The following is a 22,065-nucleotide window of genomic DNA, read 5'->3' as shown; positions in this document are numbered from 1 at the left end:
ATACAGTTATTGCAGTTAAAACGTACTTTTAAATGCAGGAGTTTCTTCATGGATTGCCTGAAGGTATCAAGCAAATCATCGCCCGCGTCCGTTGCCGGCGCCATCGCCGGCATGGTCAAGGATGGTGTACCCGTCAACATCCAGTGTGTCGGCGCCGGTGCCGTCAACCAGGCTATTAAGGCCGTTGCTATCGCGCGCGGTTTTTTGATTCCAACCGGTTTTGATATTTCCTGCGCGCCCGTGTTCTCCGACATCCTCATTAACGGGGAGTCGCGCACGGCCATCCGCCTTTCTATCTACGTTCACCAGATCAATCGAGCTGCTATGGATAACGTCGTCATGGATGATGTTAAGCCTGTGGCATAGCTTCTGCTTGCCTTGTTTCGCTCCCCATCGTTAGGACTTATGCACATGGACCAGCGTTCCGTACGCGATATTCTTGCCGGTAAAACCTACTTTATCCGCACATTTGGCTGCCAGATGAATCAGCACGACTCCGAGCGTGTGAGCGGTCTGCTTGATTCGTATGGCTGCCTCATGGCGCTCGATCCCGCGCATGCCGATATCGTTGTCTTCATTACGTGCTGCGTGCGCGAGGCCGCCGATACTCGCCTGTACGGTCAGTGCAATTCCTGCAAAAGCCTGCCGCCTTCGCCTTCGGGCAAGCGCGTGGTTGCCGTTGGCGGTTGCATCGCGCAGCGCGATGGCGAGGGCCTGCTCACCAACGTCGATAACGTCAATGTCATCTTTGGCACGCATTCCATTGCACATGTGGCCGAGCTCATTGCCGAGGCGTTTCTTGATGGTAAGCGTCATATCCGCACCAATGAGCATGAGGATACGGATGCCATGAGCATGCCGTGGCATCGCGAGACTCAGTATCACGCCTGGGTGCCCATCATGACGGGCTGCAATAATTTCTGCACCTATTGCATCGTGCCGTACGTGCGCGGTCGCGAAAAGAGCCGCCCCTTCGAGGAGATTGTCGACGAGGTGACCGGTTTGGTGCGCCAGGGCGTGCGTGAGATTACGCTGCTGGGCCAAAACGTTAACTCATATGGTCGCGATCTGTTTGGCAAGCCGCGTTTTGCCGATCTGCTGCGTGCCGTGGGCGATACGGGCGTGGAGCGCATCTTCTTTACGTCTTCGCATCCCAAGGACCTGTTGCCCGAGACCATCGACGCCATGGCCGAGACGCCTGCCGTTATGCCGCAGCTGCACTTGGCCGTCCAGTCAGGTTCGACGCGGATTCTCAAAGAGATGAATCGCCGTTATACACGCGAGTACTATCTGGGCCTTGTCGATCGCATTCGCAACCGCATGCCCGATATCGCGCTCTCGACCGACATTATCGTTGGCTTCCCGGGTGAGACTGAAGAAGACTTTGAGCAGACGCTCTCACTTGCCGAGACGGTCCGCTATGCTCAGGCCTATACCTTCATCTATTCCAAGCGCGCCGGTACCCCGGCCGCCGAGATTGACGATCCTACGCCGCATGAGGTTATTCTCGAGCGTTTCAACCGTCTGGTTAAGGTTATCGAGACCACGGCACACGAGTATAACCAGGGTGAGCTTCATACTGTGGTTCCGGCGCTCATTGAGGGAACGAGTAAAAAGAACGACGCGGTCCTGCTGGGCAAGAGTCCCAAGAATCAGACCGTGCATGCGCCTATCCCCGAGGGTTACAGCATCGATCAGCTTGTTGGTAAGATCGTTGATGTTGACGTTGACGTTGCCAAGACCTGGTATTTGTCCGGCTCCGTTGTGGGCGAGCCGCGCTAATGGTTTCTCCCGGGGCAGGTCTTTCCGCCGTTGCGATTGTCGGTCCGACGGCGGTTGGTAAGAGTGATGTTGCCGACCGTTTGGCAGTTCGTCTTTCGTCCGAAGTGCTGTCGTGCGATGCGATGCAAATCTATCGTGGCATGGACATCGGTACCGCAAAGATGGCGCCCGATGAGTGCACGGCGCCGCTGCGTCTCGTCGACATTGTAGAGCCGGGTGTGGCATATTCTGCTGCGCTTTATCAGGCTGACGCTCGCGCGCATGTTGAACGTCTCCTTGGTTCGTGTTGCCTGCCGGTTTTTTGCGGAGGTACGGGGCTGTATCTCAAGGCCGCCCTCGATGAGATGGACTTTCCCTCGGGTGAACTTGAGGACGATCGCCGTGCGGGCTATCAGGAGCTTGCCGAGCGTATTGGCGAGGAAGAACTGCATGCCTTGCTTGCCGAGCGCGATCCAGAATCGGCTGCTGTTATTCATCCCCATAACGTGCGCCGTGTGATTCGTGCGCTCGAGATGCATGATGATGGCGTCTCCTATGCGCAGCAAAAGTCGCAGTTTAGTGTTCCGCGCGAGCATTATCATGCCCTATGGTTTGGTCTGACGCGTAATCGCGAGGTGCTCTACGAGCGCATTAATCTGCGCGTCGATCTGATGTTTGAGCAGGGTCTTGTCGATGAGGTCCGCGGTCTTATGGACCAGGGGCTGGGTGATGCCCTGACGTCGATGCAGGCAATTGGCTATAAAGAGATCATCGATGCTTTCAATGGCGTGATGAGCATGGATGAGGCTCGCGAACTCATTAAGATGCGTTCGCGTCGTTATGCCAAGCGTCAGCTTTCGTGGTTTAAGCGCGATGACCGTATCGTGTGGTTTGATATGGATGAATGTACGATCGATGAGGTCGTTGAGGATATCCTGCATCGTATTGAGGCTGCCTAATGGCCCGTTTCCCCCTTGTTCCCACGGCACCCGAGCCCGAGTGTGCCATTTTAGTTGGTGTTGAGTGGCGCGACAATGCATGGCCGCTCGATCGCTCGCTTGATGAGCTGGAGCGTCTTGCCCACACAGCTGGTGCCCAGAGCGTGGCACGCTTGTCGCAGCGTTTGGTAAAGCCGTATCCTAAATCGTTTATCGGTTCCGGTAAGGTTGAAGAGCTGTGCGGCCTGGTGCATCGCATGGATGCCGATGTCGTTATTTTTGACGACGACCTGACCCCCTCGCAGCAATCCTATTTGGAGAAAGCCGTGGGCGAGCCGGTAAAGATTATCGATCGTACAGCACTGATCCTGGATATCTTTGGCCTGCATGCTCAGACGCGTGAGGGACGCCTGCAGGTACAGCTGGCACAGCTTCAATATTTGTTGCCTCGCTTGCGTGGCATGTGGAGCCATCTCGCCAAGGAGCAGACGCGCGGCGGCATCGGCTCACGTTTTGGTCAGGGCGAAAGTCAGCTCGAGGTCGACCGTCGCCTCATTCGTAATAAGATCGCTGCGCTTCGTCGTGAGCTCAAGCAGGTTGAACAGCGTCGCGATGTTCAATCCAAGAGCCGCATTGAGTCACCGGCGTTTCGCGTCGCGTTAGCCGGTTATACCAATGCCGGTAAATCGACGTTGCTTAATCGTCTGACCGGCTCTACGGTACTTTCGCAGGACAAGCTGTTTGCTACGCTCGACCCTACGACGCGTTCGTATCGCCTGCCCGGCGGTCGCGGCATGACGATTACCGATACCGTCGGCTTTATTCAAAAGCTGCCGCATGGTCTGGTCGATGCCTTTAAATCGACGCTGTCCGAGGTGTTGGGTGCCGATCTAATTCTCAAAGTCGTAGATGCGTCTGACGAGGACTATGAGCGGCAGCTGGAGGCTGTCGACCGCGTGCTTGATGAGATCGGCGCCGGAGAGCGTTTAACGCTGACCGTATTCAATAAAATCGATCTTCTCGATAGCGTCGATCGATTGAGTTTCCGTCGTCGTTATCCCGAAGCCGTTCTGTTCTCGGCCCAGACGGGTGAGGGACTCGACGATCTCGTCGACCGTATTGCTCGCGAGGCAGCTGCCACCGATGTGTTGCTCTCCGCTGATATTCCGTATCGCGAGGGCGCTCTCATCACGCTGGTGCATGAGCAGGGAACCCTTCTGCATGAGGAATATCTCGAGGACGGCGTTCGCATTGTGGCGAAACTGCCGGCTCGTATTGCACCGCGGCTTGAGCGTTATCGTACCGAGTAGATGAGCTTCAAAATGCCCAGAATGATGGGCTGATGCAGTAGATAAAAGGGGAGTGCATGGCGTCCAAGGCTGGCGAGCGCCGGCAGGGGGTTGGCGTAGGCCCAGCTAGGGACGGTCTTATCGATTCCCTGCGCTATGTGTGCGGCGAAGTATCCTGCAAGATACATAAAGATAAACGGGATGATGGGGTAGTAATCACCTGAGATAAACCCAGGGCTCGGAAATCCCACCACGCCAGGTAGGGGACAGGGTAGATCGTTTTGGGGATGCTCCAGGTGATTGCGAACAACATAAGGCATAGGGGCATGCCCCATCTCGCCGTTATCTTCTTAAGGACGGGATCGGTCAACGCTACGATGCCGGTGCATGCGGCCATGCAGTAGATGATGCCAAAATTAACCGAATCGTCGACTGAGACAAGTGTTGTTGCCAACCAGACAACGAGTGCTGCTAAGGCGTATTTGGCGGCACGTTTGATATTGTTGCGCGAAAGGGTGCACATCCAACCGGCGATAAACAAAAATACCCAGCTGATGCTGGCGCGCCAGATGTCTTGAAAGACTGACTGGGTAAACCAGGGCATATCCCAGCCGTACAGGTAGGCGAGATCATAGCAAGCGTGAAATCCTGCCATAGAAATCATCGTAAACCCGCGGACGGTATCAAAGATGGTGATGCGTTTTTGCATTACGAGAACCGGCGCATTAAACCGACAACTTTACCCAAAATAACGGGGTTCGTCGCATAGATGGGCTCCATAGCGTCGTTCTCGGGCTGCAAGCGCACACGTCCCTGCTCCTTATAGAACGTCTTGACGGTCGCCGAACCATCAATCATGGCCACGACAATTTCGCCGTTCATGGCACTTTTTTGTTCACGGACGATGATGTAATCGCCATTGAAGATGCCGACATTGATCATTGAGCTCCCATGCACCTCAAGGATAAAGGAACCCTGATCAGTGGCGATTTCGGTCGGGATAGTAAACGTGTCTTCGATATTCTGCTCGGCCAGAATGGGAATCCCAGCCGCGACGCGACCAACGAGCGGCAGCGAGACCGTTCCGCGAGGTGCGGTGGGCTCGTCAGATTTAGAAATTGAGACAGAGGAACCATCCTCGTTAAAGAGTTCCAGGGCGCGCGGTTTGGTGGCATCGCGCTTGAGTAGCCCGCGCGCTTCAAGGGCAGAGAGATGGGCGTGCACGGTGCTGGGGGAGGAAAGGCCCACGGCAGAAGCCATCTCGCGCACGCTGGGCGGATAACCCTTCTCCTGCTGATATTCCTTGATGAAGTCGTAAATTTGCTGCTGACGCTTGGTAATTTTGCGAGCCATCAGGGCATCCTCTCTACCCATGTCAAACAAATGTTCGAATTCTGCTTGACAGGAACAACTGTTCGAAGATAATAATAACCGAACATTCGTTCTCGCGCTAGACATTTTTGTCCGCGCGGCTTGATAAAACTGTTCTCAGCAAAACACGCGAGAGGAGAACATGATGAACGTAACGAATATGGTCCAGGGAAACCTCGCCCTTAAGCTCGAGACGCCTGCAGAACCCACTTTTACGGTTGTTCAGGGTGGCCGCTCCGGCTTTCAGTCTTTGACCGTAAAGCCTGCGCGCAATCAGCAGGCTGTAGTCGCGCCGGCCCGCGTTGCCCTGAAGGTTCCGACGATTGTCGCCGTCGCCGTTGCGCTTACGCTCTTCTTTGTCCTCGCTATGTCGGTCTTTAGCACTCGTCACGCCGCGTATGCCGAGTCCGTTTCCAACATTACCTACGAGACCATTCGCGTTCAGCCTGGCGATTCTCTTTGGTCGATTGCCGAAGAATATCCAATCGAAGGCCTTTCCACGCAAGAGACTTCCGACATGATCCGTAGCGTCAATCATCTGGAGCATGGTTCGCTCGCCGCCGGTGCGCATCTTAAGGTTCCTGCTCGTTCGTAATCATTATCGCGCTGCGCATGGTACCCTTGTTATCGTTTAAGAGGAGGTACCATGCGCTGTCCCAAATGCGGCAAGGCACATACCCGCGTCGTTGATTCCCGTATGCAGGAGTCAAATAACACCATTAAGCGCCGTCGCGAATGTTGCTCGTGTAACTACCGCTTTACAACGTTTGAGCGATGCGAGGACCCTATCGAGGTCATTAAGTCAGATGGAACTAAGCAGCGGTTCGATCGCAATAAGCTGCTCGTCGGCTTGATGCGCGCCACCATCAAGCGCGATATCGACACTAAGAAGCTCAATGAGATTATCGATGACATCGAGGTCGAGCTGCGCTCTCGCACACTGACGGCCGTCACGTCCCATGAGTTGGGTGACATGGTGCTCAAGCGCTTGGCCAAGATTGACAAGGTGGCGTACATCCGCTTTGCCTCGGTCTACCGCGATTTCAAAGACGTCGATGAGTTTCTGCAAGAGCTCGACAAGCTAAGGTGATTCCATGCCCAACATTACCGTCAACATAAAGCGTCTCGATCCCACCGTCGAGCTTCCCAAATACGCCCATCCCACTGATGCCGGCTTGGATTTGCGCTCCAACGAGGACTGCGTCCTGAAGCCCTTCGAACGCCGTCTGGTCTCTACTGGGCTGGCCATCGCCCTGCCCGACGGCTACGCCGGCTTCGTCCAGCCCCGCAGCGGCTTGGCCATCAAGCAGGGCCTGTCTATAGTCAACACGCCGGGCCTCATTGACGCCCACTACCGAGGAGAACTCAAGGTTATCCTTATCAACCTGGATCCCACCAACGACATCCAAATCAACAAAGGCGACCGCATCGCCCAGCTCGTCATCCAAGAAGTCCCCACGGTCAACCTCGTAGAAGTAGACGAACTAGACGAAACCGACCGAGGCAAAGGAGGCTTCGGCTCCAGCGGCATCGCCTAGGGGCGCTCGTATCCCTCCCGCCCGCCTCTCACACATATCATTCCATGCTCAAACATTCTCGCTTCGCTTCGCTCGCTGCGAAACTGCGCGTGGAACGATATGTGTGAGAGGCGGGCGGGCGGCTACTCGCTTGAAAAAATATTTACATTCTAGTAAGCCAATGCGACAAAGGAACAATCCCTTTGTCGCATTGGCTTACTGTATTTAGATTTTCCGGTTTCGCCTTTGAAGGTTCTAGTGGTGGGGAATCTGGTATAGCTGCTAGTACGTAAACGCAGCTTACCTGCGGGAGGCCCCTATATATCGTCCCACGCGCAGTTTCGCAGCGAAGCGAGAATGTTTGAGCATGGGATGATATATAGGGGCCTCCCGCAGGTAAGCGGACATAAAGACGCTAGCGGATATGCGCGGGTTTTCCGCCCCAGTAGAAGCGGCAAAAGGCTCTTTTGCGCTTTTGGGGTTTGCCTACGAGCTCCATGGTTGCGATGGCTATGTCTTCGGCTGCGTGGGGGCGGCGTAGAACTTCGCCGTTGATGAGTAGCGCTTTGAGTGATTCGGGATGGTCGTGCAGGTGGCGCAGGGTTACGATGAGTTCTCGTGCGGTGGTGACATGCATGCTGGCGCCCATGCCGGTGAGCATGGTGGTGTTGGCCTTTTCCTGGCCATAGGACTTGCCCAGCAGAATCATCGGCAGATGTGCGCATAGGCACTCGGTGACCGTGAGTCCGCCCGATTTGAGAATTGCCAGGTCGCAGCCGTGCATAAGCGCTGCCATATCATCGACATAGTCCAGAACCGTGACGTTTTCGAGCTTCATGGCGTCGAAGAGCGTTTTGAGGCGGGTGGCATATTCGGTGTCTTTGCCCGGCAAAAAGACAAAGTGCATGTCTTCGAAGCTGCGTAGGAAGGGGAGGGTGCGGTCCATCTCCGCGCGAAAGCGAACGTACGGTTGAGGCAAACTGGCACCGGCCATTACCAGCACGACGGTCTTCTCGGTGGGGAGGTTGAACTTAGCTAGCTCTTCCTCGCGATCGTAATCCGTGTCGAATCCGGCGCGAATAGGAATGCCGGTAATGCGAATCTTTGTCTCGAGCACCTTGCGCGGACGCAGCGTTTCGGCCATAAATTCGTTGGCAACACAGAATAAATCGGTGTCCTTGTGGGGCCACCATCCCTCGACTTCGTAGTCGGTCGGTACGCAGATGACCGGATAATCGATACCCGTAATTACGCGGGCGCCCACGGCAACATTGGCTGCTGTGATGTGCGTTGCAACCACGGCTATGGGCCTGCGGCTACGAATATATTCGTTGAAGGCGGGGAACATAATTCGCGACCATGCCGTTCCGCCACCCCAGAGAAGATGTCCCGTAAGCGTATATCGCCAGGTCAGGTCGTAAATGGGGCGCGTGGCTCCCGTAAAAGAAGCCGCGGTCTTATTGCCGTCGAATTTAATACGTCCAAAATCAAGGATATCGAGCACTTCAATCTCAATATCCTCGGGGATGCCATTGGTGCCGCGGATGAGGTCGAATGCCTGCGCTATCGCATTTGCGGCGGCCTTGTGGCCCGAGCCAACGGAGGCATGCACGATGGTCACGAGAGGTTTTTGCTGAGCCAGGAGCGTGGTTTGCTCCGATTGGGGAGTGCTGTGCGTGAGCAGGGGAGCGTCGTCACTCGTCTGCGCCTGGTCCATCGATAACTCCCCTTCAGGTTTGTAATACGGATTTATCATTGTAGTGCATGAGTGTCACGTTCACGTAAATTTGGGTATGAGCGCAAAGAACGACAACGTTTCGACGAAAGGACGCTTCATGACTACCGATAAGCCGATCGATGTTGCGATTATCGGTGGCGGCCCCGCGGGCTATGCTGCCGCTATTTATGCTGCGCGTGCCAACCTGACGACGACCGTGATTGAGCAGGGCATGTCGGGAGGGCAGATCGCCACAACCAATGAGGTCGAGAACTATCCGGGTTTCCCGCTCCTGAGTGGCGCCGAACTCGGCGAGCGTTTTCAGCAGCATGCAGAGGGCCTGGGAGCACAGGTTGCATGGAGCATGGTTACGGGTATCGATTACGATGCCGATGCAGCGTTGTTTACGGTGCATCACGATATGGGCGATACGCTGGCCTCGAGCGTTATCGCTTGCATGGGTGCCACGCCGCGTCCGGCAGGTTTCGCAGGCGAGGATACGTATCGCGGTCGTGGCGTTTCATATTGCGCAACATGTGACGGCATGTTTTTCCGCGGCAAGCAGGTTTTTGTAATCGGTGGTGGCAATTCGGCATGCGAAGAGGCTCTGTTCCTGTCCGACATTGCCAACAGTGTGACCATCGTGCTGCGCCGCGACCAGTTCCGTGCGCCCGATGGTGTTGTTCAGAAAGTACTCGCAAAGGACAATATTACAGTTAGGTACCAAACTAGTATTGTGGAGCTATCGGGCGAAGCCATGCCAACGACGATTACCTTTAAGGACAATGCATCCGGCGAGACTCATACCGAGTCATTTGAGCCCGGCTCGTTTGGCATCTTTGTTTTTACCGGAACGCAGCCCCATACCGAGCTTGTTGAGCATCTAGTCGATCTGGCGCCTGATGGCGGCATTCTGACTGATGAATCCATGGCGACCCGCACGCCAGGTCTATTTGCCGCTGGCGACATCCGTTCCAAACGTTTACGCCAGGTTGTGACCGCTGTTTCGGACGGAGCCATAGCGGCAACGAGCACATACGCGTTTCTCCGTGGATAAGTACGATAATATATCTTATGTAAGGTTGCTATCTTTAATCAAAGTGGTTGGACGATGCATCAATGTGTTGTCCAACCACTTTTACTTGCCGGCTATGTGGTATGTAAAACTAGATAACCTAGAATACAATATAGAAAATGAACGGAGGACCTTTATGAACCACGTTAAACACGTTATTCCGATGTCCGATTCGTCGGTCAGCATTAAGCCTGAGGATATTCAGCCCACTGTGCTGCCCGATGCATTTATTCAGTCCGAAATCGTGCGCAAACTCAATACGTTGAGTCTGCCGCGCTATGACCAGTTGCCCAATGTGACGCTCTACCGCGACCAGGTTATTGAGTATGTTGCGCTGTGGATGGAGCCGCTGTCCATTTGCGTTGAGCACCCTGTCATTACGCCATCGATGATCAATAACTACGTGAAGGTCGGCCTGGTGCCTGCTCCGGTCAAAAAGCAATATGGCCGCGAGCAGATTGCCCGCCTGATCGCTATCTGCCTCTTTAAGCAGGTCTTACCTATTGCTGCGGTGCAGGCACTCTTTAACATTCAGCGTTTGAGCTACGATGCCCCGACGGCCTTCGATTATGTGGTCGATCAGCTCGAGGCATCGATTCGTTCGGCGTTTTCCGTCGAGCAGACGCCGGTTCCCGATACGGCGCATCAGGTAACGCGTGAGTCGCTGCTTGTGCGCAGTGCGGTTTCATCCTTCGTTTCGAAAGCGTACCTGATGAGCTATCTAAAGTTTAATGGGTTTAATAGCTAGCCGACGTATAAAACGGGCGGGACAAAGAGCCATCTGTCGCTTTGTCCCGCCCATATTTTTGCTTGGTTGGACTTTACTTGCCCGAAGCTACGCCCATGCCGTAGCCGATGATGAGGCCGTGCATCTCGGCGTAATAGGAATCCAGGCCGTTGCAGGGCATGATGATGGTCTTGGAGCCGGGCCAATGCTCGACTATGCGGTCAGTAAGCGCCTGGGCTCCAGCTTCGTTCTCAACGTGATCGATGATGACCTCGCCGCCCGTAAAACCCTCGGCTTCCATGGTGTCGATGATCTTGTTGAGCATCTTCTTTTCGCCACGCGTGTGCCCGACGAGTTCGATTTTACCGGCCTCGCTCGCCGTGCCCAAAATGCGGATATTGAGCTTGTTGGCAATGACGCCGGCTGCCTTAGGGATACGTCCGGCTTTGGCGAGGTTTTCGTAATTGCACAAACTGAAGAGGATTTTGCTGTTCTGTTCAAGGCTATCGAAGTATGCGCAAGCATCCTCGAATGAGACATCCGGGTTGCTTACAAGATAGCGGTCGAACAGCAAGAAAATGAGATCCATTTTGCCGCCAGCTGCGCGTGAATTGACTAGATGAATCTGTCGGTCGGGCTCCTCGGCAAGAACCATATCGCGAGCCGTGGCTGCCGCGTTGTAGCTGCCCGACACGCCCTCAGAGATCGGCATGCAGATGGTCTTGTCGGCCAATTTGAAGAGCTCGGCCCACTCCCCTACGCTGGGACAAGCGCTCGAAGAAGCGTTCGTCTCCGCCTGAACAGCGCAGTTGAGCTCATGTACATCAAGCGAAAGGTCATCGACGAATTCACGCTCCCCCACTCGAATTTTGAGGGGCGCAAATGCAAAGGTGGTATGGGGCGCGGTCGGTTGCCAATCGCGGAGGTTACAGCTTGAATCTGAGATAAGTGCCCAGCTCATAGAGGGTCCTTTCTAATTGTTCCTCAACAATTATAGCCTTCTTGCAAACCGAATGTACGGCTATCTAGTTTTGAATACTAGATAGCCGTACAAGATTAGAGACAAAAGAATAGACCTCGCGACTTTAAGCCACGAGGTCCACATTCACACGCTGTGTAAGATGACTTAGTAGCGCACGAAGATATAGTTGTTGTTCATGCCGGCGGCAACGGAGCTGATGATGACGCCCGTTTTGTAGTCGGAAGCATGGATCATCTGACCATTACCGATATAAATGCCGGTATGGTAGGAGTTAACCACAACATCGCCGGGTTGCGGATCGGACACACGGGTCCAACCCATGAAGTCGACCGTGGTGCCCAGACGGCAGTAGCGTCCCGTGAGGCAATAGCTTACAAAACCGGAGCAGTCAAAGCTGTTCGGTCCAATGCCGCCCCAAGAATACGCATAGCCGAGCTTGCTGTAGGCGCGCGAAACAACGGAGCCACCATCAACAGACTGACTCGGTGCCGAAGGCGTGGGAGCCGGAGCGGGCGTGGGGGCAGGCTGCGGTGCGGGAGCCGGCGTGTTGCCGCCCTGGTTGTTGTTATTGTTGGTCTGGCCGCCATTGTTGGTGTTCTCGGTCGTACCGGCGGTGTCGTTGCTCACCGTGGCCTTTTCGGCGGTGCTAGCATTAATGCCAGCCTGCAGCGCAGCGTTGGCCTCGGCCTCGGCAGCGAGCTCGGCCTGCAGCTGCGAATCCAGGGAGTTCACGACACTCTGAGCCTCAGCCTGCTGGGCATTGAGCTCGTCGACCTTCTTTTGCGTCGCGGCGACGTTCTTCTCCTGCTCGGCCTGCTTATCGGTGAGCTGCTGCTTAAGCTCCTTGACCTCTTGAATGGTCTGAGCTTGCTTATCGGAAACTTTGCCGTAGTAGAACAGACGGTTGAGCATATCGCTCAGGTCATCGACACCCGTCAGAACCTGAAGCAGGCTCAGACCGCCGGTTTTGTACTCGCCGGCGACATAGGTTGAGAGCTTAGCCTGACCATCGGCGATCTCCTGCTGCTTTTGCGTGATCTCGCCGGCAGTCTGATCGAGCGCCTGCGTCTGCGTGGCGAGCTCATCGTAAATCTGCTGAGTTTGGGTACCGATCTGCTCGAGCTTCGTACGAGCAGCGGCAAGGTCGGATGCGGTATCGGCGTAGGCAGGAGCCGCGAGGCCCAAGCCCAAAACACAAGCGAGGGTTGCCGTAGCAGCGCAGCGTGCCATGTTTTTGTGCGTGTTTGCTGTGCGCATGTAGCTTCCTTTCCAGTAACTAAGGGTAACGGCTAGTCCACCGTCACCAGGCTAAAGAGCTCCACATCGTCATCAGACGGCGTGAGCTTCTCGCGCGGGTTGAGAAACGCAAGCTCAAGGATACAACCGTAACCGATAAGCTTTGCGCCCATATCTCGCACCAGTTTACCTGTTGCCTCGACGGTTCCGCCCGTCGCGACCAAGTCGTCCAGAATCAACACGGTATCTTTAGAGCTGATAGCGTCGGCATGGATCTCAATGGAATCCGTTCCGTACTCGAGCTCGTAGCTCTGGCTCACAGTCTTGCGCGGTAGCTTGCCCGGTTTACGTGCGGGAACAAAGCCGGCGCCAAGGGCTACAGCTACCGGTACGCCAACCATAAAGCCGCGAGCCTCGGGACCCACGACCTTGGTGATTCCCATGCCGGCAAAGTGCTCGGCGAGGGCATCGGTCATGGCTTTGAGCGCCTCGGGATTGCCAAAGAGCGGCGTGATGTCTTTAAAGATGACTCCGGGCTCGGGATAGTCGGGGATGTCGACGATTTGAGATTCGAAGTCGTACATTGCATGACCTTTCAATGGGTTCCCGAAATTTCAGCAGCGGTTATTTGCCCGCGGTGGCGGTGCCGGATTGCGAAGGGGGGACGACCTTGAGCGGCTTGACGAGAGAATCCTTGTGCGAAGCCGGCGCGGCTATCTCTTCGTTTTTGGCCTTGGTGGACTCGGAGCGAGTGATTTCCTCATCGAGTGCATCGATGTCGGCGTCCTCGACCACGGCGTTGAGCGACTCAAAAACGCGGTTCTTGAGCAGCGCGGTGTGCACGCCCTCCGTCAGGTCGTGAAGCTTCTTAAACGCACGCTCGAGCTTGGCGTCGCGCTCGTCATCGGAGGTATCCATGCCGAGCATGCTCACAAGCACCTGCTCAAACATCGAGGACTCGCGGTTGGCGGAAGACACGTACTGACGCAGGTTGCGCGGCTCGATATGGAAGCGCGACAGCTCGGAGCAGTAGCGGATGATCGGAAAATCGCGACCATCGACAAGCTCGCGATTCTGCGGACTCTTGATGATGCGAATGAGGTCGTTCTCGGCGAGCGAGCGGATAAACGAAATTTCGACGCCCAACATATCGGGAATGGTCTCGATGGGATGCAGCTTTTGCTTAGTCTCCTTGGGCTCCGTCTTGAGCGGAACATCGGATAGCAAGCCCACCTCGTAGGCGAGCGTTGACAGGTCCGTGGCGTTTTCCAAGCGCTGCTTAATCACGTTGAGCGGCATGTAGCGGGTCTTCTGCAAGTGCAGGATGACCTCCAGACGATCAACGTCCTCCTTAGAGTACTGACGGTATCCCTTAGGCGTACGATGAGGGGTAATGAGCCCCTCATCCTCTAGAAATCTAATTTTTGAGTTTGAAAGATCGGGGTATGCGCCTCGAAGTAGGTTGACGACTTGGCCGATACTCAGATAGTTGCGTTCGGCCATGCCCTACTCACCGGTTTCGATGCGCTCCGGCGTGCTCTCGTGGTAGATGAGCGTAAACGTACCGATCTGAACGGAAGAACCGTCGTGCAGCGGGGCTGCATTGACAATGGCACCGTCGACCCAGGTACCATTGAGCGAGCCCAGGTCCTCGATGCGAGCGCCGAGGCCCTCGCGAATAATGCGCGCGTGGCTGCGCGAAACGGTCATGTCATTAAGGAAGATGCCGTTCGCGGGATCGCGGCCGATGGTGGTCACGTCGTCCTCGAGCTCAAAGGCGGCACCAGTCTGCGGACCCTTGACGATGGACAGGACGGGGGCGGTGATGCGCACGTTGGCCATGAGGTCGGGAACGGTGACGTCGCTTGAAGGCACGCGGAATACGCAGGTAGCGTCAGCAGTCTTATCATTCTGAGGCATATTGTTAACCATGTTGTCCATGACAACCCCTAACTTATCGCGGACGTGCCGCAAATAATGAACCGTACGTAATCATACCCCAACGAATCAGTCTTCGATTTCAGGGTTCAGAAAGTCGATGTCCTCGTCCTCGGGATGCGCGAGAGCCTGTTTAATGGCCACTCCGCCCTTAATGGAGTAGATGACAGCCGTGAGCATGGAGAAGATCACGCCGCCGTACACAAAGAAGATGCCGAGGGGCACCGAGCTTCCGTTGAGGCCCGGGAAGGCCGTAAGGGTTGAAGATAAAAGGTGCAGGCCGTCAATAACGGGGAAACCGAGCAGCATGAGTGAGAAGCCGGTCATGAGCAGCGCCGTGGCAATCTTTCCGGGAAAGACCACATCGATGGGGCGACGGTGATAATGACGCACGATAAGCGTGCCGATGCCCAGATAGATGTCGCGGCCAATAATGAGTACGCAGACCCAGATGGGCAGCTCTCCGCGGACCACCAGTCCAAGTACGCCGGTGAACAGCAGCGCACGGTCGCAAATGGGATCCATGACCTTGCCGAGCCACGAGACCGTCTTAGTCATGCGGGCGATCTGACCGTCCATCCAGTCGGTGGAGGCGGCAACGGCGTAGATAACGATGGCGATGACACGGTTGTTATCCGTCACAAACAGGTACAGAAATACCAGGGTGAGGATCAGGCGCGTAAAGGTGATGAAATTGGAGATCGTAAAGATCTTATTCGACGGGTAATCGGAAGTGCCGATAAGCTCCTTTTTGATCTTCTTTTTGATGTCCACAGGACTCCCCCGCTGGTTAACGACAAAACTTTCGATACTATACCCGTTCCAGCGATGTCTATCCAGCGCAGCCATAGAGAGTCCAGACATGTGGAGGGCGCCTCTGGGCTGCGCTGGATTCTGCATTTGTGTACATCAGCCTCCAAAAGCGACATTTTTCGGCATCTTTGGTGGCTGGTGTACACGTTTTGATTCGGTGATTACATCGATCGGGAAAGTTGTTGCTTTAAGCAAATGCGTACGGGTCGAGAAGGGCTGGCACCAAAAGAGCCCAACGGCCGTTACGGCTTCGTTAGAAACGCGCCCCATCATGGATGGTGAACCCGAAAGGTAAGGCGCGCGGGCACGGCGACTCGGCCCGCGCGCCCGGAAGAGAAAGGATAAGCCCATGGATTACATGCTCGAGACGCGCGGGCTCACCAAGCGCTTCGGCCGCGGCGACCAGGCGCAGGACGCCGTGGCCGACGTGAGCCTTCATATCCGCGAGGGCGAGGTGTACGGGCTGCTCGGCCCCAACGGCGCCGGCAAGTCGACAACGCTCAAGATGATCTGCGGGATGCTGCGGCCGACGGCCGGGGAGATCCTCTTTGCCGGGCACGCCTGGCGCCGCGAGGACCTCTACGCAATCGGCAGCCTCATCGAGGAGGCGCCGCTCTACCCCAACCTCACCGCGCGCGAGAACCTGCGCGTGCGCACCACGCTGCTGGGCCTTCCCGAGAGCCGCATAGATGAGGTGCTCGCCGCCGTGGACCTCGCAGACACTGGGAAGAAGCGCGCCGGGCGCTTCTCGATGGGCATGCGGCAGCGCCTGGGGCTCGCGCTGGCGCTGATCGCCCGGCCACGCCTGCTCGTGCTCGACGAGCCCACCAACGGCCTCGACCCCATCGGCATCGAGGAGCTGCGCGACCAGATCCGCGGCTTCGCGGCGGCGGGCACGACGGTGATCGTCTCGAGCCACATCCTCTCCGAGGTGCAGCAGATGGCGGACACCATCGGCATCATCTGCGGAGGGCGCCTCGCCTACGAGGATGCGCTTCGGCCCGGGCAGGACCTCGAGGAACTCTTCATGAGTTTCTGCCGGGAAGGGCGACGAGCACGCGGGGAGGTGGCGGCATGACGGGCGAGAAAGGCGACCTGCTCGCGGGCCTGCGCGCCGAGGCCCTGAAGTCGCGCCACGCGGCACCGGTTCGCCTGGCCGTGCTCATGGCGCTGCCGATGCCGCTGCTCGGCGCGATGCCCTACCGGGGCGTGCAGATCTTCAGCGCGTGGAACTACTGGTACGCGCTCTTCCTGCCCGTGTCTCTCTCGCTCGTGGTGGCGTGCGTCGCGCGGGCGGACGCTCGCACGCGGATGCGGGGGCTTCTGGGCCTGGGCTTCCCGCTCGGGCGCGCCTGGTGGGCCAAGGCGCTCTGGTGCCTCGCTCTCTGCACGCTCTCGAACCTCGTGGTCTTCGGCATCTACCTCGCGGGATCGGCGTTCTCCTCGCAGGGCCTCACGGCCGCGGGCACCCTCACGATGCTCCTCTGCGCGCTCGCCAACACGGTGACCGCGGCGTGGATGATCCCCGCAGGGCTCTTCCTCACGGCGCGGCTCGGAATGCTCGCGGGCATCTTCTGCCCGCTCGCCGCGCAGCTCGTGGGCGGGTTCGCCTGGTCGCTGGTGCCGCTGCCGCAGCTCTTTCCGCCGTCGGCGAGCATGGTCATACCCACGAGCTTCATCCCCGTGCTGCCGAGCGGCGAGCCACTCGCGGCGGACATGGCGCTCGGCGGGGCGCTCGCGGCGGACGGCATGCTCACGCTAGCGGGCCTTGCGGTCAGCGCGCTCGCGTTCGCCGCGCTCACGGCGGCGGGCGCGGCCTGGTTCGCGCGCTCCGAGGAGAGGTGATGGCCATGACACGACTCTCCGACCCGACGCCGCGCATGACTCTCCCGCGGGCCCTGCTCTCCGAGGCCCTGCGCCTGGCGCGCTCCCCGCTCACGGCGGTGCACCTCGTCTGCGGCCTGGCAGCCGGTCTTGCCTGCGGCGAGTACTTCTCCGTAACCCGATGGGACCCGGCGCTGGGCGCGGACGCCTACGCCCAGTTCCTCGGCGCCCTCATGCCGCTCATGTCCGCCATCGTCTGTGGGCTCACCGTGGACGACGAGCGCGCTGCCGGGCGTCTCGCCAACCTCACGGCGGTCCCCTCGCGCGGGCGCGCCGTCGCGGCGAAGCTACTCGCCCTTGCGGCGCTCGGCGCGGGCGCGCTGGCCGTGGCGCTTGGCGTGTTCGGGGCCGTGCTCGCCGTTGCCGGGCGCCTGCCGCTTGGGCCCGCTCCGCTTGCGGCCGCCTGGGCGGGCATCGTGCTGGGCAGCCTGCCCCTCTACGCGCTGGGGCTCGGCGTGGCCCTGCGCCTCGGCCGCAACGCCGCCATCGGCGCCGGCGCGGCGGGTATGCTCCTCGCGTTCTTCTCAGTGGGCGGACTTGCGCACGGCCTCATGACCGGCGAGCTCACCGGTGCCCTGGCGACGCCCCTGAGCTGGGTGCCGCTCGCCTGGCCCGCGCGCCTGGGGTCGCTCGGGGTGGAGGCCTTCATCGACGCAGCACGCGCGGCGGGCCCTCTCCTCACGACTGCGCTCGCTGGCCTCGTGCTCACCCTGTTAGCCGACGCCGTCCTTCTCGCCTGGTTCTGCCGCTTCGAGGACGGGAGGGCGGATGCGTAGGAGGCCGCTCGCCGCCATGCTCGTCCTCCTCTCCGCAGCGCTCGTCCTGGGCGGGAATGACTTGCTCGACGCCGGCTGGGGGTCGGCGCTGCGCGCAGGGCTCTGGACCGCTGAGCGCGGCGCTAGTACAATTTCGACGGAAGTTTCAGGAGGTCGAACATGGCGAGGATACTGGCAGTGGATGATGAACGGGCGATCCTCGACGCGCTCGCGCGCGTCCTCGGCCGCGACGGCCATGAGGTCGTCAGGGCGGCGGACCCGACGGCGGTCCCGGGGATGGACCTCTCGCGCTTCGACCTCGTGCTCTGCGACGTCATGATGCCGGGGCTCGACGGTTTCGAGCTCGTGCGGCAGATCCGCCCGGACTTCGACGGGCCCATCGTCTTCCTGACCGCGCGCGTGGCCGAGGAGGACGCCGTGGCCGCCTACGGCCTGGGCGCCGACGACTACGTCCGCAAGCCCTTCGGGGCCGCGGAGCTGCGCGCCAAGGTCGCGGCCCATCTGCGCCGTGAGCGCCGGCCGCGCTCGCACGCCCTCTCCTTCGGGGAGGTGCGGATCGACCTCGGCGCGCGCGGCCTCGCGGTGGGCGGCGAGGCCGTGCCGCTCACGCCTACCGAGTACGCCATCTGCGAGTACCTCGCCCGCCACCCCGGGCAGGTCATGAGCCGCGCGCAGATACGCGAGGCGGTGCTCGGCTGGGAGAGCGACGCCGACGACGCGGCCATATCCATGCAGGTCAGCCGCGCCCGGAGGAAACTCTCCGAGGCCGGCGCCGATCCGATCGCGACCGTCTGGGGGATGGGGTACAAGTGGCAGCTCTGAGGACCGGGGCGCGAGGTCGCGGGGGCATGCCGCTCTCCTTCGTCATCGCGCGCTACTTCGCCTACGCGTTCGCGGCGGTCGCCACGGCGTGGCTCGCCTCGTTCATGGCGCTCTCCGCGGCGATCAACGCGGGCTTCGTCTACGAGGCAAGCTGGGGGCCGGCCAATGCGCGCGAGGTCGCGGAGGGCCTGGCACGCGACGGCGTCTGCGGGCAGCAGGACGTGCCGACGGCGTACCGCTACCTCATCCTGAACAAGGACGGACACGTGCTGATGACAGACCTCGAGGGCACGCGGCTCGAGGACGCGACGGAAATGGCCCGTGCGGCACTCGCCGCGGATCCGGGCACAGTGGAGATCGAGGGCGGGGGCTCGGGCCTCACCTACGCCGCGTTCCCGCTCAAGGGCGGCGGGGCCTGCGCACTCGTCAGCGAGTACCTGCCGCAGTGGGTCTCGCGCGACCTCGCCGGCCTGCTTCCCAACCCGCAGAACCTCATGCTCGTCGGCGCCGCTGCGGGAAGCGCGCTCGCGCTCGCGCTCGTGGCGCGCCGCGCGAGCCGCGTGATCTCGCGCAAGATGGCGCCGCTCGCGGAGGCGGCGGGGCGCGTCGGCGCGGGGGAGCTCGACTTCGCGGTCGGCAGCACCAACGTGCGCGAGGTGAACGACGTCCTTGCCGCGATGGACGCCATGCGGACCTCCCTCGCCGAGTCGCTCGAGGCCCGCTGGGCCGCGGAGCGGGGGCAGCGCGAGCAGGTGGCGTCGCTCGCCCACGACCTCAAGACGCCGCTCACCGTGCTGCGCGCCAACGCCGACTTCGTGGCAGAGGAGCTGGAAAACGAGAAAGACGCCGACCTCGCGGCCGCCGCGCGCGACATAGCCGGCAGTGTCGAAAGGCTCGACGGCTACGTGCGCCTGCTCATCGAGGCCTCGCGCGGGTCCGGCGGGGCGGAGAGGGCCCCCATGCGGCCGGCCGAGCTCTGCGAGCAGGTCCTCGCCGAGGCCGCCCAGATCGCCCGGTCGCGAGGCGTGACACTCGACGCGGCCACGGGCCCCGCTGTCGCGGGCGCGCCCGAGGCCCCGCTCGACCGAACCGCCCTGACGCGAGCCGCCGCGAACCTCGTGGCCAACGCCGCCGAGCACGCGCGCTCGCGCGTGGCGGTCTCCTGCGACGTCGCGGGCGGGCACCTCGTCATCGAGGTGTCCGACGACGGACCGGGCTTCTCTCCCGCCGCCCTCGAACGCGGCTGCGAGCGCCTCTTCACAGACGACTCCTCCCGCTCCTCGCGCGACGGAGGCCGCCACTACGGGCTCGGCCTCCACGCCGCCTCCGAGGCCGCGAGCGCCCACGGGGGCTCCGTCTCGCTCGCCAACAGCCCCTCGGGCGGCGCGGTGGCCACCATCGCGGTCCCCCTGTGCGGGGCCTGACGACTCAGGCCCTCACACCGGCGTGGCTCGCAACCAAACGCTTCCCGGATAATTCATGAGGCCGTACTCGTATTCGAGCCTGCCTATCTCTGCGGCAAGCGCCTCCGTCATGTAGAAGTTTTTCGTGCGGCCCGTCGACTTCGCCAGGCGGTCGTACCTGTTCGCAAGGTCCTCGGGGATTCTCAGGGCTGCGGTGGCGGTTGCCATGACGCACCTCTTGGTTAGATGTAATACGTATATTTCTTTCTATCACATCACCCGAACCCCGCACCGGCGTACGGCCGCATCTGCTTTTTACCTTACATTGTGTCAACCGGTCCATGCCCGGCATATTCTGCCGGATTGAATCAACCGTTAAATCAATCCGAGCCTTTAAGGGGCGGTTGAAATCCTTCGAGGACTGAGGGCGCCGTCCCTAGGTCGGCTCCTCGATGGCCTCGGCTGAATTCCCCTGCAATCGACCGCATGGGTTCCGGCACGGGGTTCTGGCGCTGCCCGAACGGGGCGCAAGACTCGGCCGTCGGTCGTGCCGGACGGCATACGTTTTGAGACCGGCAAGCTGTTGCCGGCTCGAGGACAGCGGCCCGGTGCACCGGGCCGATCGATAGAGGACTCAGGTTCACAGCGCAGTTTCTTGGGGCTCGCATATATAGGAAGACTTGATCGGCAATCGATTTTAATGAAGTCGACAGCGCATGTCAGAGCTTTCAACAAATTTAACATGCCACCCTTTATATCCGCACGCGCGTAATTCAACTCATAAGGACCGGCTATCCCTTACCTGTGACACAATCTCAAACGCACAGAACAGAATCATCAGTCCAATCATCGCATAAGAGGCAGCCGAACCTTCAAGCACTATTCCACAAAGAACAATCTCCGCGCCGCCAATAAGAACTGTTATCAGGCGCTCTGCCTTTTTGCTCTCGCCGCTCGCATAAAAAGGCGGCAAAGCGCACAAGATCACATATAGCCCGGGAAGGGAATACAGGATCGATAGTCCAAGTCCCCCATCAACTGCAGTGCTTTGCGTAAGAATCAACTGAACCCAAACGGCAATTATCACTGAGCAGGTTGTCGATAAAAGAAGACTAGAAATATAGCACGCAACAAAGTCCCGTCGCATTCGAACAGAGAAATCCGCGAACTCTCTTCGCCGCGTGGAAACAATAAGGTACACAGAAATTGCAATAGAACCAATCAGAGAAAACAGCGGAACAACCAGCAATTCAAGCTTATTACCCCATCGATCAACCACACCCCCACTCCAATGAGCGGGAATTGTATCAGGGAGGACTGACCAAGCCGTCCATAGAATCAGAAATGGAAGAATAGAGAGGATGAAAGATGATAACACTGCAGTAATTTTTTTTGAGGCTCTCATCGATTCCGCATCTCCTTGCGCGCCCACATTCCACTCCGCCTTAAATCAAGTATAAATAGATGGCGCTCGGTATTATTGGCGCAATCGCGATAGCGATTACCGCCGTTGTTTCTTTAAAAATGGTAGGAATACATGTCTCCAAGAATTGATATATCGATTGACGAGCTGCCCGAAGCGTCGAGCCTTCTTGATGGACATGACTATTCGTCACAAATCATTCAGCGTATCGCCGGGGTTCCAGTAATACTCGATGCATCGGGATGCCCTCATTCCCCTTTTTTCGAAGTTGAATATGATGACAGGACGACTAGGTTTACAAGTCAAGCAAGTTAATAATCTATGTAGTCAATATAATACCGTTGAACCCGCATATCGATACCGCTCAGCCATTCGCCTCGCCCCCGTCGCACG

Annotated in this window: 24 protein-coding genes and 1 pseudogene; 14 read left to right on the top strand and 11 right to left on the bottom strand. The window is 58.6% G+C overall.

All coding sequences use genetic code 11. The annotated features are described in order from the left end of the window. Nucleotides 1-48: 48 nt before the first annotated feature. From I2G43_RS07040 to hflX, 4 genes are read left to right on the top strand one after another with little or no spacing between them, the layout of a single operon-like run. On the top strand, nucleotides 49-366 hold the full coding sequence (locus I2G43_RS07040; RefSeq protein WP_006235982.1) for a stage V sporulation protein S: 318 nt from the start codon (nucleotides 49-51) through the stop codon (nucleotides 364-366). Nucleotides 367-411: 45 nt separating this feature from the next. Continuing rightward, nucleotides 412-1,782, top strand: a complete 1,371-nt coding sequence (miaB, locus tag I2G43_RS07035) for a tRNA (N6-isopentenyl adenosine(37)-C2)-methylthiotransferase MiaB (protein ID WP_195535607.1) — start codon at nucleotides 412-414, stop codon at nucleotides 1,780-1,782. Next, the gene (gene miaA, locus I2G43_RS07030; protein WP_195535606.1) at nucleotides 1,782-2,720 is read left to right on the top strand and encodes a tRNA (adenosine(37)-N6)-dimethylallyltransferase MiaA; all 939 of its coding nucleotides are present in this window, start codon (nucleotides 1,782-1,784) and stop codon (nucleotides 2,718-2,720) included. The genes miaB and miaA overlap by 1 nt, the downstream gene beginning before the upstream one ends. Next, a complete protein-coding gene (gene hflX / locus I2G43_RS07025) occupies nucleotides 2,720-4,009 on the top strand; it encodes a GTPase HflX (protein WP_195535605.1) in 1,290 nt (429 codons plus the stop codon). The genes miaA and hflX overlap by 1 nt, the downstream gene beginning before the upstream one ends. Here hflX and I2G43_RS07020 read toward each other — a convergent pair. Then, nucleotides 3,994-4,643 (bottom strand): annotated as a pseudogene (locus tag I2G43_RS07020) (heparan-alpha-glucosaminide N-acetyltransferase). The gene hflX and the pseudogene I2G43_RS07020 sit on opposite strands and share 16 nt — an antisense overlap. Before the next feature lie 53 nt (nucleotides 4,644-4,696). Then, complete coding sequence (gene lexA, locus I2G43_RS07015; protein WP_117839906.1) at nucleotides 4,697-5,341, bottom strand: transcriptional repressor LexA; 645 nt, start codon at nucleotides 5,339-5,341, stop codon at nucleotides 4,697-4,699. Nucleotides 5,342-5,504: 163 nt separating this feature from the next. On the opposite strand from lexA, the gene I2G43_RS07010 reads away from it, so the two are divergent. The 3 genes from I2G43_RS07010 to dut are packed head-to-tail and all read left to right on the top strand — an operon-like array spanning nucleotide 5,505 to nucleotide 6,897. Beyond that, nucleotides 5,505-5,954: a LysM peptidoglycan-binding domain-containing protein gene (locus I2G43_RS07010; RefSeq protein WP_195535604.1), complete on the top strand. Its 450-nt coding sequence runs from the start codon at nucleotides 5,505-5,507 to the stop codon at nucleotides 5,952-5,954. Between the two features lie 51 nt (nucleotides 5,955-6,005). Beyond that, nucleotides 6,006-6,449 (top strand): transcriptional regulator NrdR, encoded by a 444-nt coding sequence (gene nrdR, locus I2G43_RS07005; protein ID WP_022093781.1) that lies wholly within the window; start codon nucleotides 6,006-6,008, stop codon nucleotides 6,447-6,449. Nucleotides 6,450-6,453: 4 nt separating this feature from the next. Then, nucleotides 6,454-6,897 (top strand): dUTP diphosphatase, encoded by a 444-nt coding sequence (dut, locus tag I2G43_RS07000; RefSeq protein WP_195535603.1) that lies wholly within the window; start codon nucleotides 6,454-6,456, stop codon nucleotides 6,895-6,897. Between the two features lie 394 nt (nucleotides 6,898-7,291). On the opposite strand, the gene I2G43_RS06995 is transcribed toward dut, so the two are convergent. After that, nucleotides 7,292-8,593: an MGDG synthase family glycosyltransferase gene (locus tag I2G43_RS06995; RefSeq protein ID WP_117637272.1), complete on the bottom strand. Its 1,302-nt coding sequence runs from the start codon at nucleotides 8,591-8,593 to the stop codon at nucleotides 7,292-7,294. Nucleotides 8,594-8,711: 118 nt separating this feature from the next. On the opposite strand from I2G43_RS06995, the gene I2G43_RS06990 reads away from it, so the two are divergent. After that, the gene (locus I2G43_RS06990; RefSeq protein WP_195535602.1) at nucleotides 8,712-9,650 is read left to right on the top strand and encodes an NAD(P)/FAD-dependent oxidoreductase; all 939 of its coding nucleotides are present in this window, start codon (nucleotides 8,712-8,714) and stop codon (nucleotides 9,648-9,650) included. Between the two features lie 154 nt (nucleotides 9,651-9,804). Next, on the top strand, nucleotides 9,805-10,416 hold the full coding sequence (locus I2G43_RS06985) for a DUF1836 domain-containing protein (RefSeq protein ID WP_195404079.1): 612 nt from the start codon (nucleotides 9,805-9,807) through the stop codon (nucleotides 10,414-10,416). A 73-nt stretch (nucleotides 10,417-10,489) separates the two neighbouring features. Here the strand turns inward: I2G43_RS06985 and I2G43_RS06980 are convergent, their stop codons facing one another. From I2G43_RS06980 to I2G43_RS06955, 6 genes are all read right to left on the bottom strand, one after another. Further along, nucleotides 10,490-11,356, bottom strand: a complete 867-nt coding sequence (locus tag I2G43_RS06980; protein WP_117790396.1) for a DegV family protein — start codon at nucleotides 11,354-11,356, stop codon at nucleotides 10,490-10,492. Between the two features lie 165 nt (nucleotides 11,357-11,521). Further along, on the bottom strand, nucleotides 11,522-12,634 hold the full coding sequence (locus I2G43_RS06975) for an NlpC/P60 family protein (protein ID WP_199577032.1): 1,113 nt from the start codon (nucleotides 12,632-12,634) through the stop codon (nucleotides 11,522-11,524). A 32-nt stretch (nucleotides 12,635-12,666) separates the two neighbouring features. Continuing rightward, a complete protein-coding gene (locus I2G43_RS06970; protein WP_117770348.1) occupies nucleotides 12,667-13,197 on the bottom strand; it encodes an adenine phosphoribosyltransferase in 531 nt (176 codons plus the stop codon). Nucleotides 13,198-13,237: 40 nt separating this feature from the next. After that, entirely contained in the window at nucleotides 13,238-14,116 is an 879-nt protein-coding gene (locus I2G43_RS06965) for a MerR family transcriptional regulator (protein WP_117770349.1), read from the bottom strand. Between the two features lie 3 nt (nucleotides 14,117-14,119). Beyond that, nucleotides 14,120-14,554 (bottom strand): FHA domain-containing protein, encoded by a 435-nt coding sequence (locus I2G43_RS06960; protein WP_006236002.1) that lies wholly within the window; start codon nucleotides 14,552-14,554, stop codon nucleotides 14,120-14,122. Nucleotides 14,555-14,620: 66 nt separating this feature from the next. Beyond that, entirely contained in the window at nucleotides 14,621-15,325 is a 705-nt protein-coding gene (locus tag I2G43_RS06955) for a CDP-alcohol phosphatidyltransferase family protein (RefSeq protein WP_195535601.1), read from the bottom strand. 388 nt (nucleotides 15,326-15,713) lie between these two features. Between I2G43_RS06955 and I2G43_RS06950 the strand changes: the two genes are divergently transcribed. From I2G43_RS06950 to I2G43_RS06930, 5 genes are all read left to right on the top strand, one after another. After that, the gene (locus I2G43_RS06950) at nucleotides 15,714-16,442 is read left to right on the top strand and encodes a lantibiotic protection ABC transporter ATP-binding protein (protein WP_055309961.1); all 729 of its coding nucleotides are present in this window, start codon (nucleotides 15,714-15,716) and stop codon (nucleotides 16,440-16,442) included. Continuing rightward, nucleotides 16,439-17,209 (top strand): hypothetical protein, encoded by a 771-nt coding sequence (locus tag I2G43_RS06945; RefSeq protein ID WP_195535600.1) that lies wholly within the window; start codon nucleotides 16,439-16,441, stop codon nucleotides 17,207-17,209. Before I2G43_RS06950 ends, I2G43_RS06945 begins: the two co-directional genes overlap by 4 nt. Continuing rightward, nucleotides 17,209-18,024 carry a lantibiotic ABC transporter permease gene (locus I2G43_RS06940; RefSeq protein ID WP_195535599.1) on the top strand — a complete coding sequence of 272 codons (816 nt, stop codon included), beginning with the start codon at nucleotides 17,209-17,211 and terminating at the stop codon, nucleotides 18,022-18,024. Before I2G43_RS06945 ends, I2G43_RS06940 begins: the two co-directional genes overlap by 1 nt. Before the next feature lie 159 nt (nucleotides 18,025-18,183). Continuing rightward, nucleotides 18,184-18,846 (top strand): response regulator transcription factor, encoded by a 663-nt coding sequence (locus tag I2G43_RS06935; RefSeq protein WP_117770652.1) that lies wholly within the window; start codon nucleotides 18,184-18,186, stop codon nucleotides 18,844-18,846. Between the two features lie 26 nt (nucleotides 18,847-18,872). Next, nucleotides 18,873-20,270, top strand: coding sequence for a sensor histidine kinase (locus tag I2G43_RS06930; RefSeq protein WP_195535598.1), 1,398 nt, complete (start codon nucleotides 18,873-18,875; stop codon nucleotides 20,268-20,270). 12 nt (nucleotides 20,271-20,282) lie between these two features. Here I2G43_RS06930 and I2G43_RS06925 read toward each other — a convergent pair whose 3' ends face one another. Together I2G43_RS06925 and I2G43_RS06920 are read right to left on the bottom strand one after the other, a co-directional pair. Next, entirely contained in the window at nucleotides 20,283-20,477 is a 195-nt protein-coding gene (locus tag I2G43_RS06925) for a ribbon-helix-helix domain-containing protein (RefSeq protein ID WP_195535597.1), read from the bottom strand. A 550-nt stretch (nucleotides 20,478-21,027) separates the two neighbouring features. Further along, a complete protein-coding gene (locus I2G43_RS06920) occupies nucleotides 21,028-21,681 on the bottom strand; it encodes a DUF1648 domain-containing protein (protein WP_195535596.1) in 654 nt (217 codons plus the stop codon). Nucleotides 21,682-22,065: the final 384 nt, after the last annotated feature.

The organism is Collinsella aerofaciens (assembly GCF_015557435.1).
Lineage (GTDB): Bacteria > Actinomycetota > Coriobacteriia > Coriobacteriales > Coriobacteriaceae > Collinsella > Collinsella aerofaciens_Z.
Note: the sequence above shows the minus strand (reverse complement) of the source record. Positions and strands in the feature narration are given on the sequence as shown.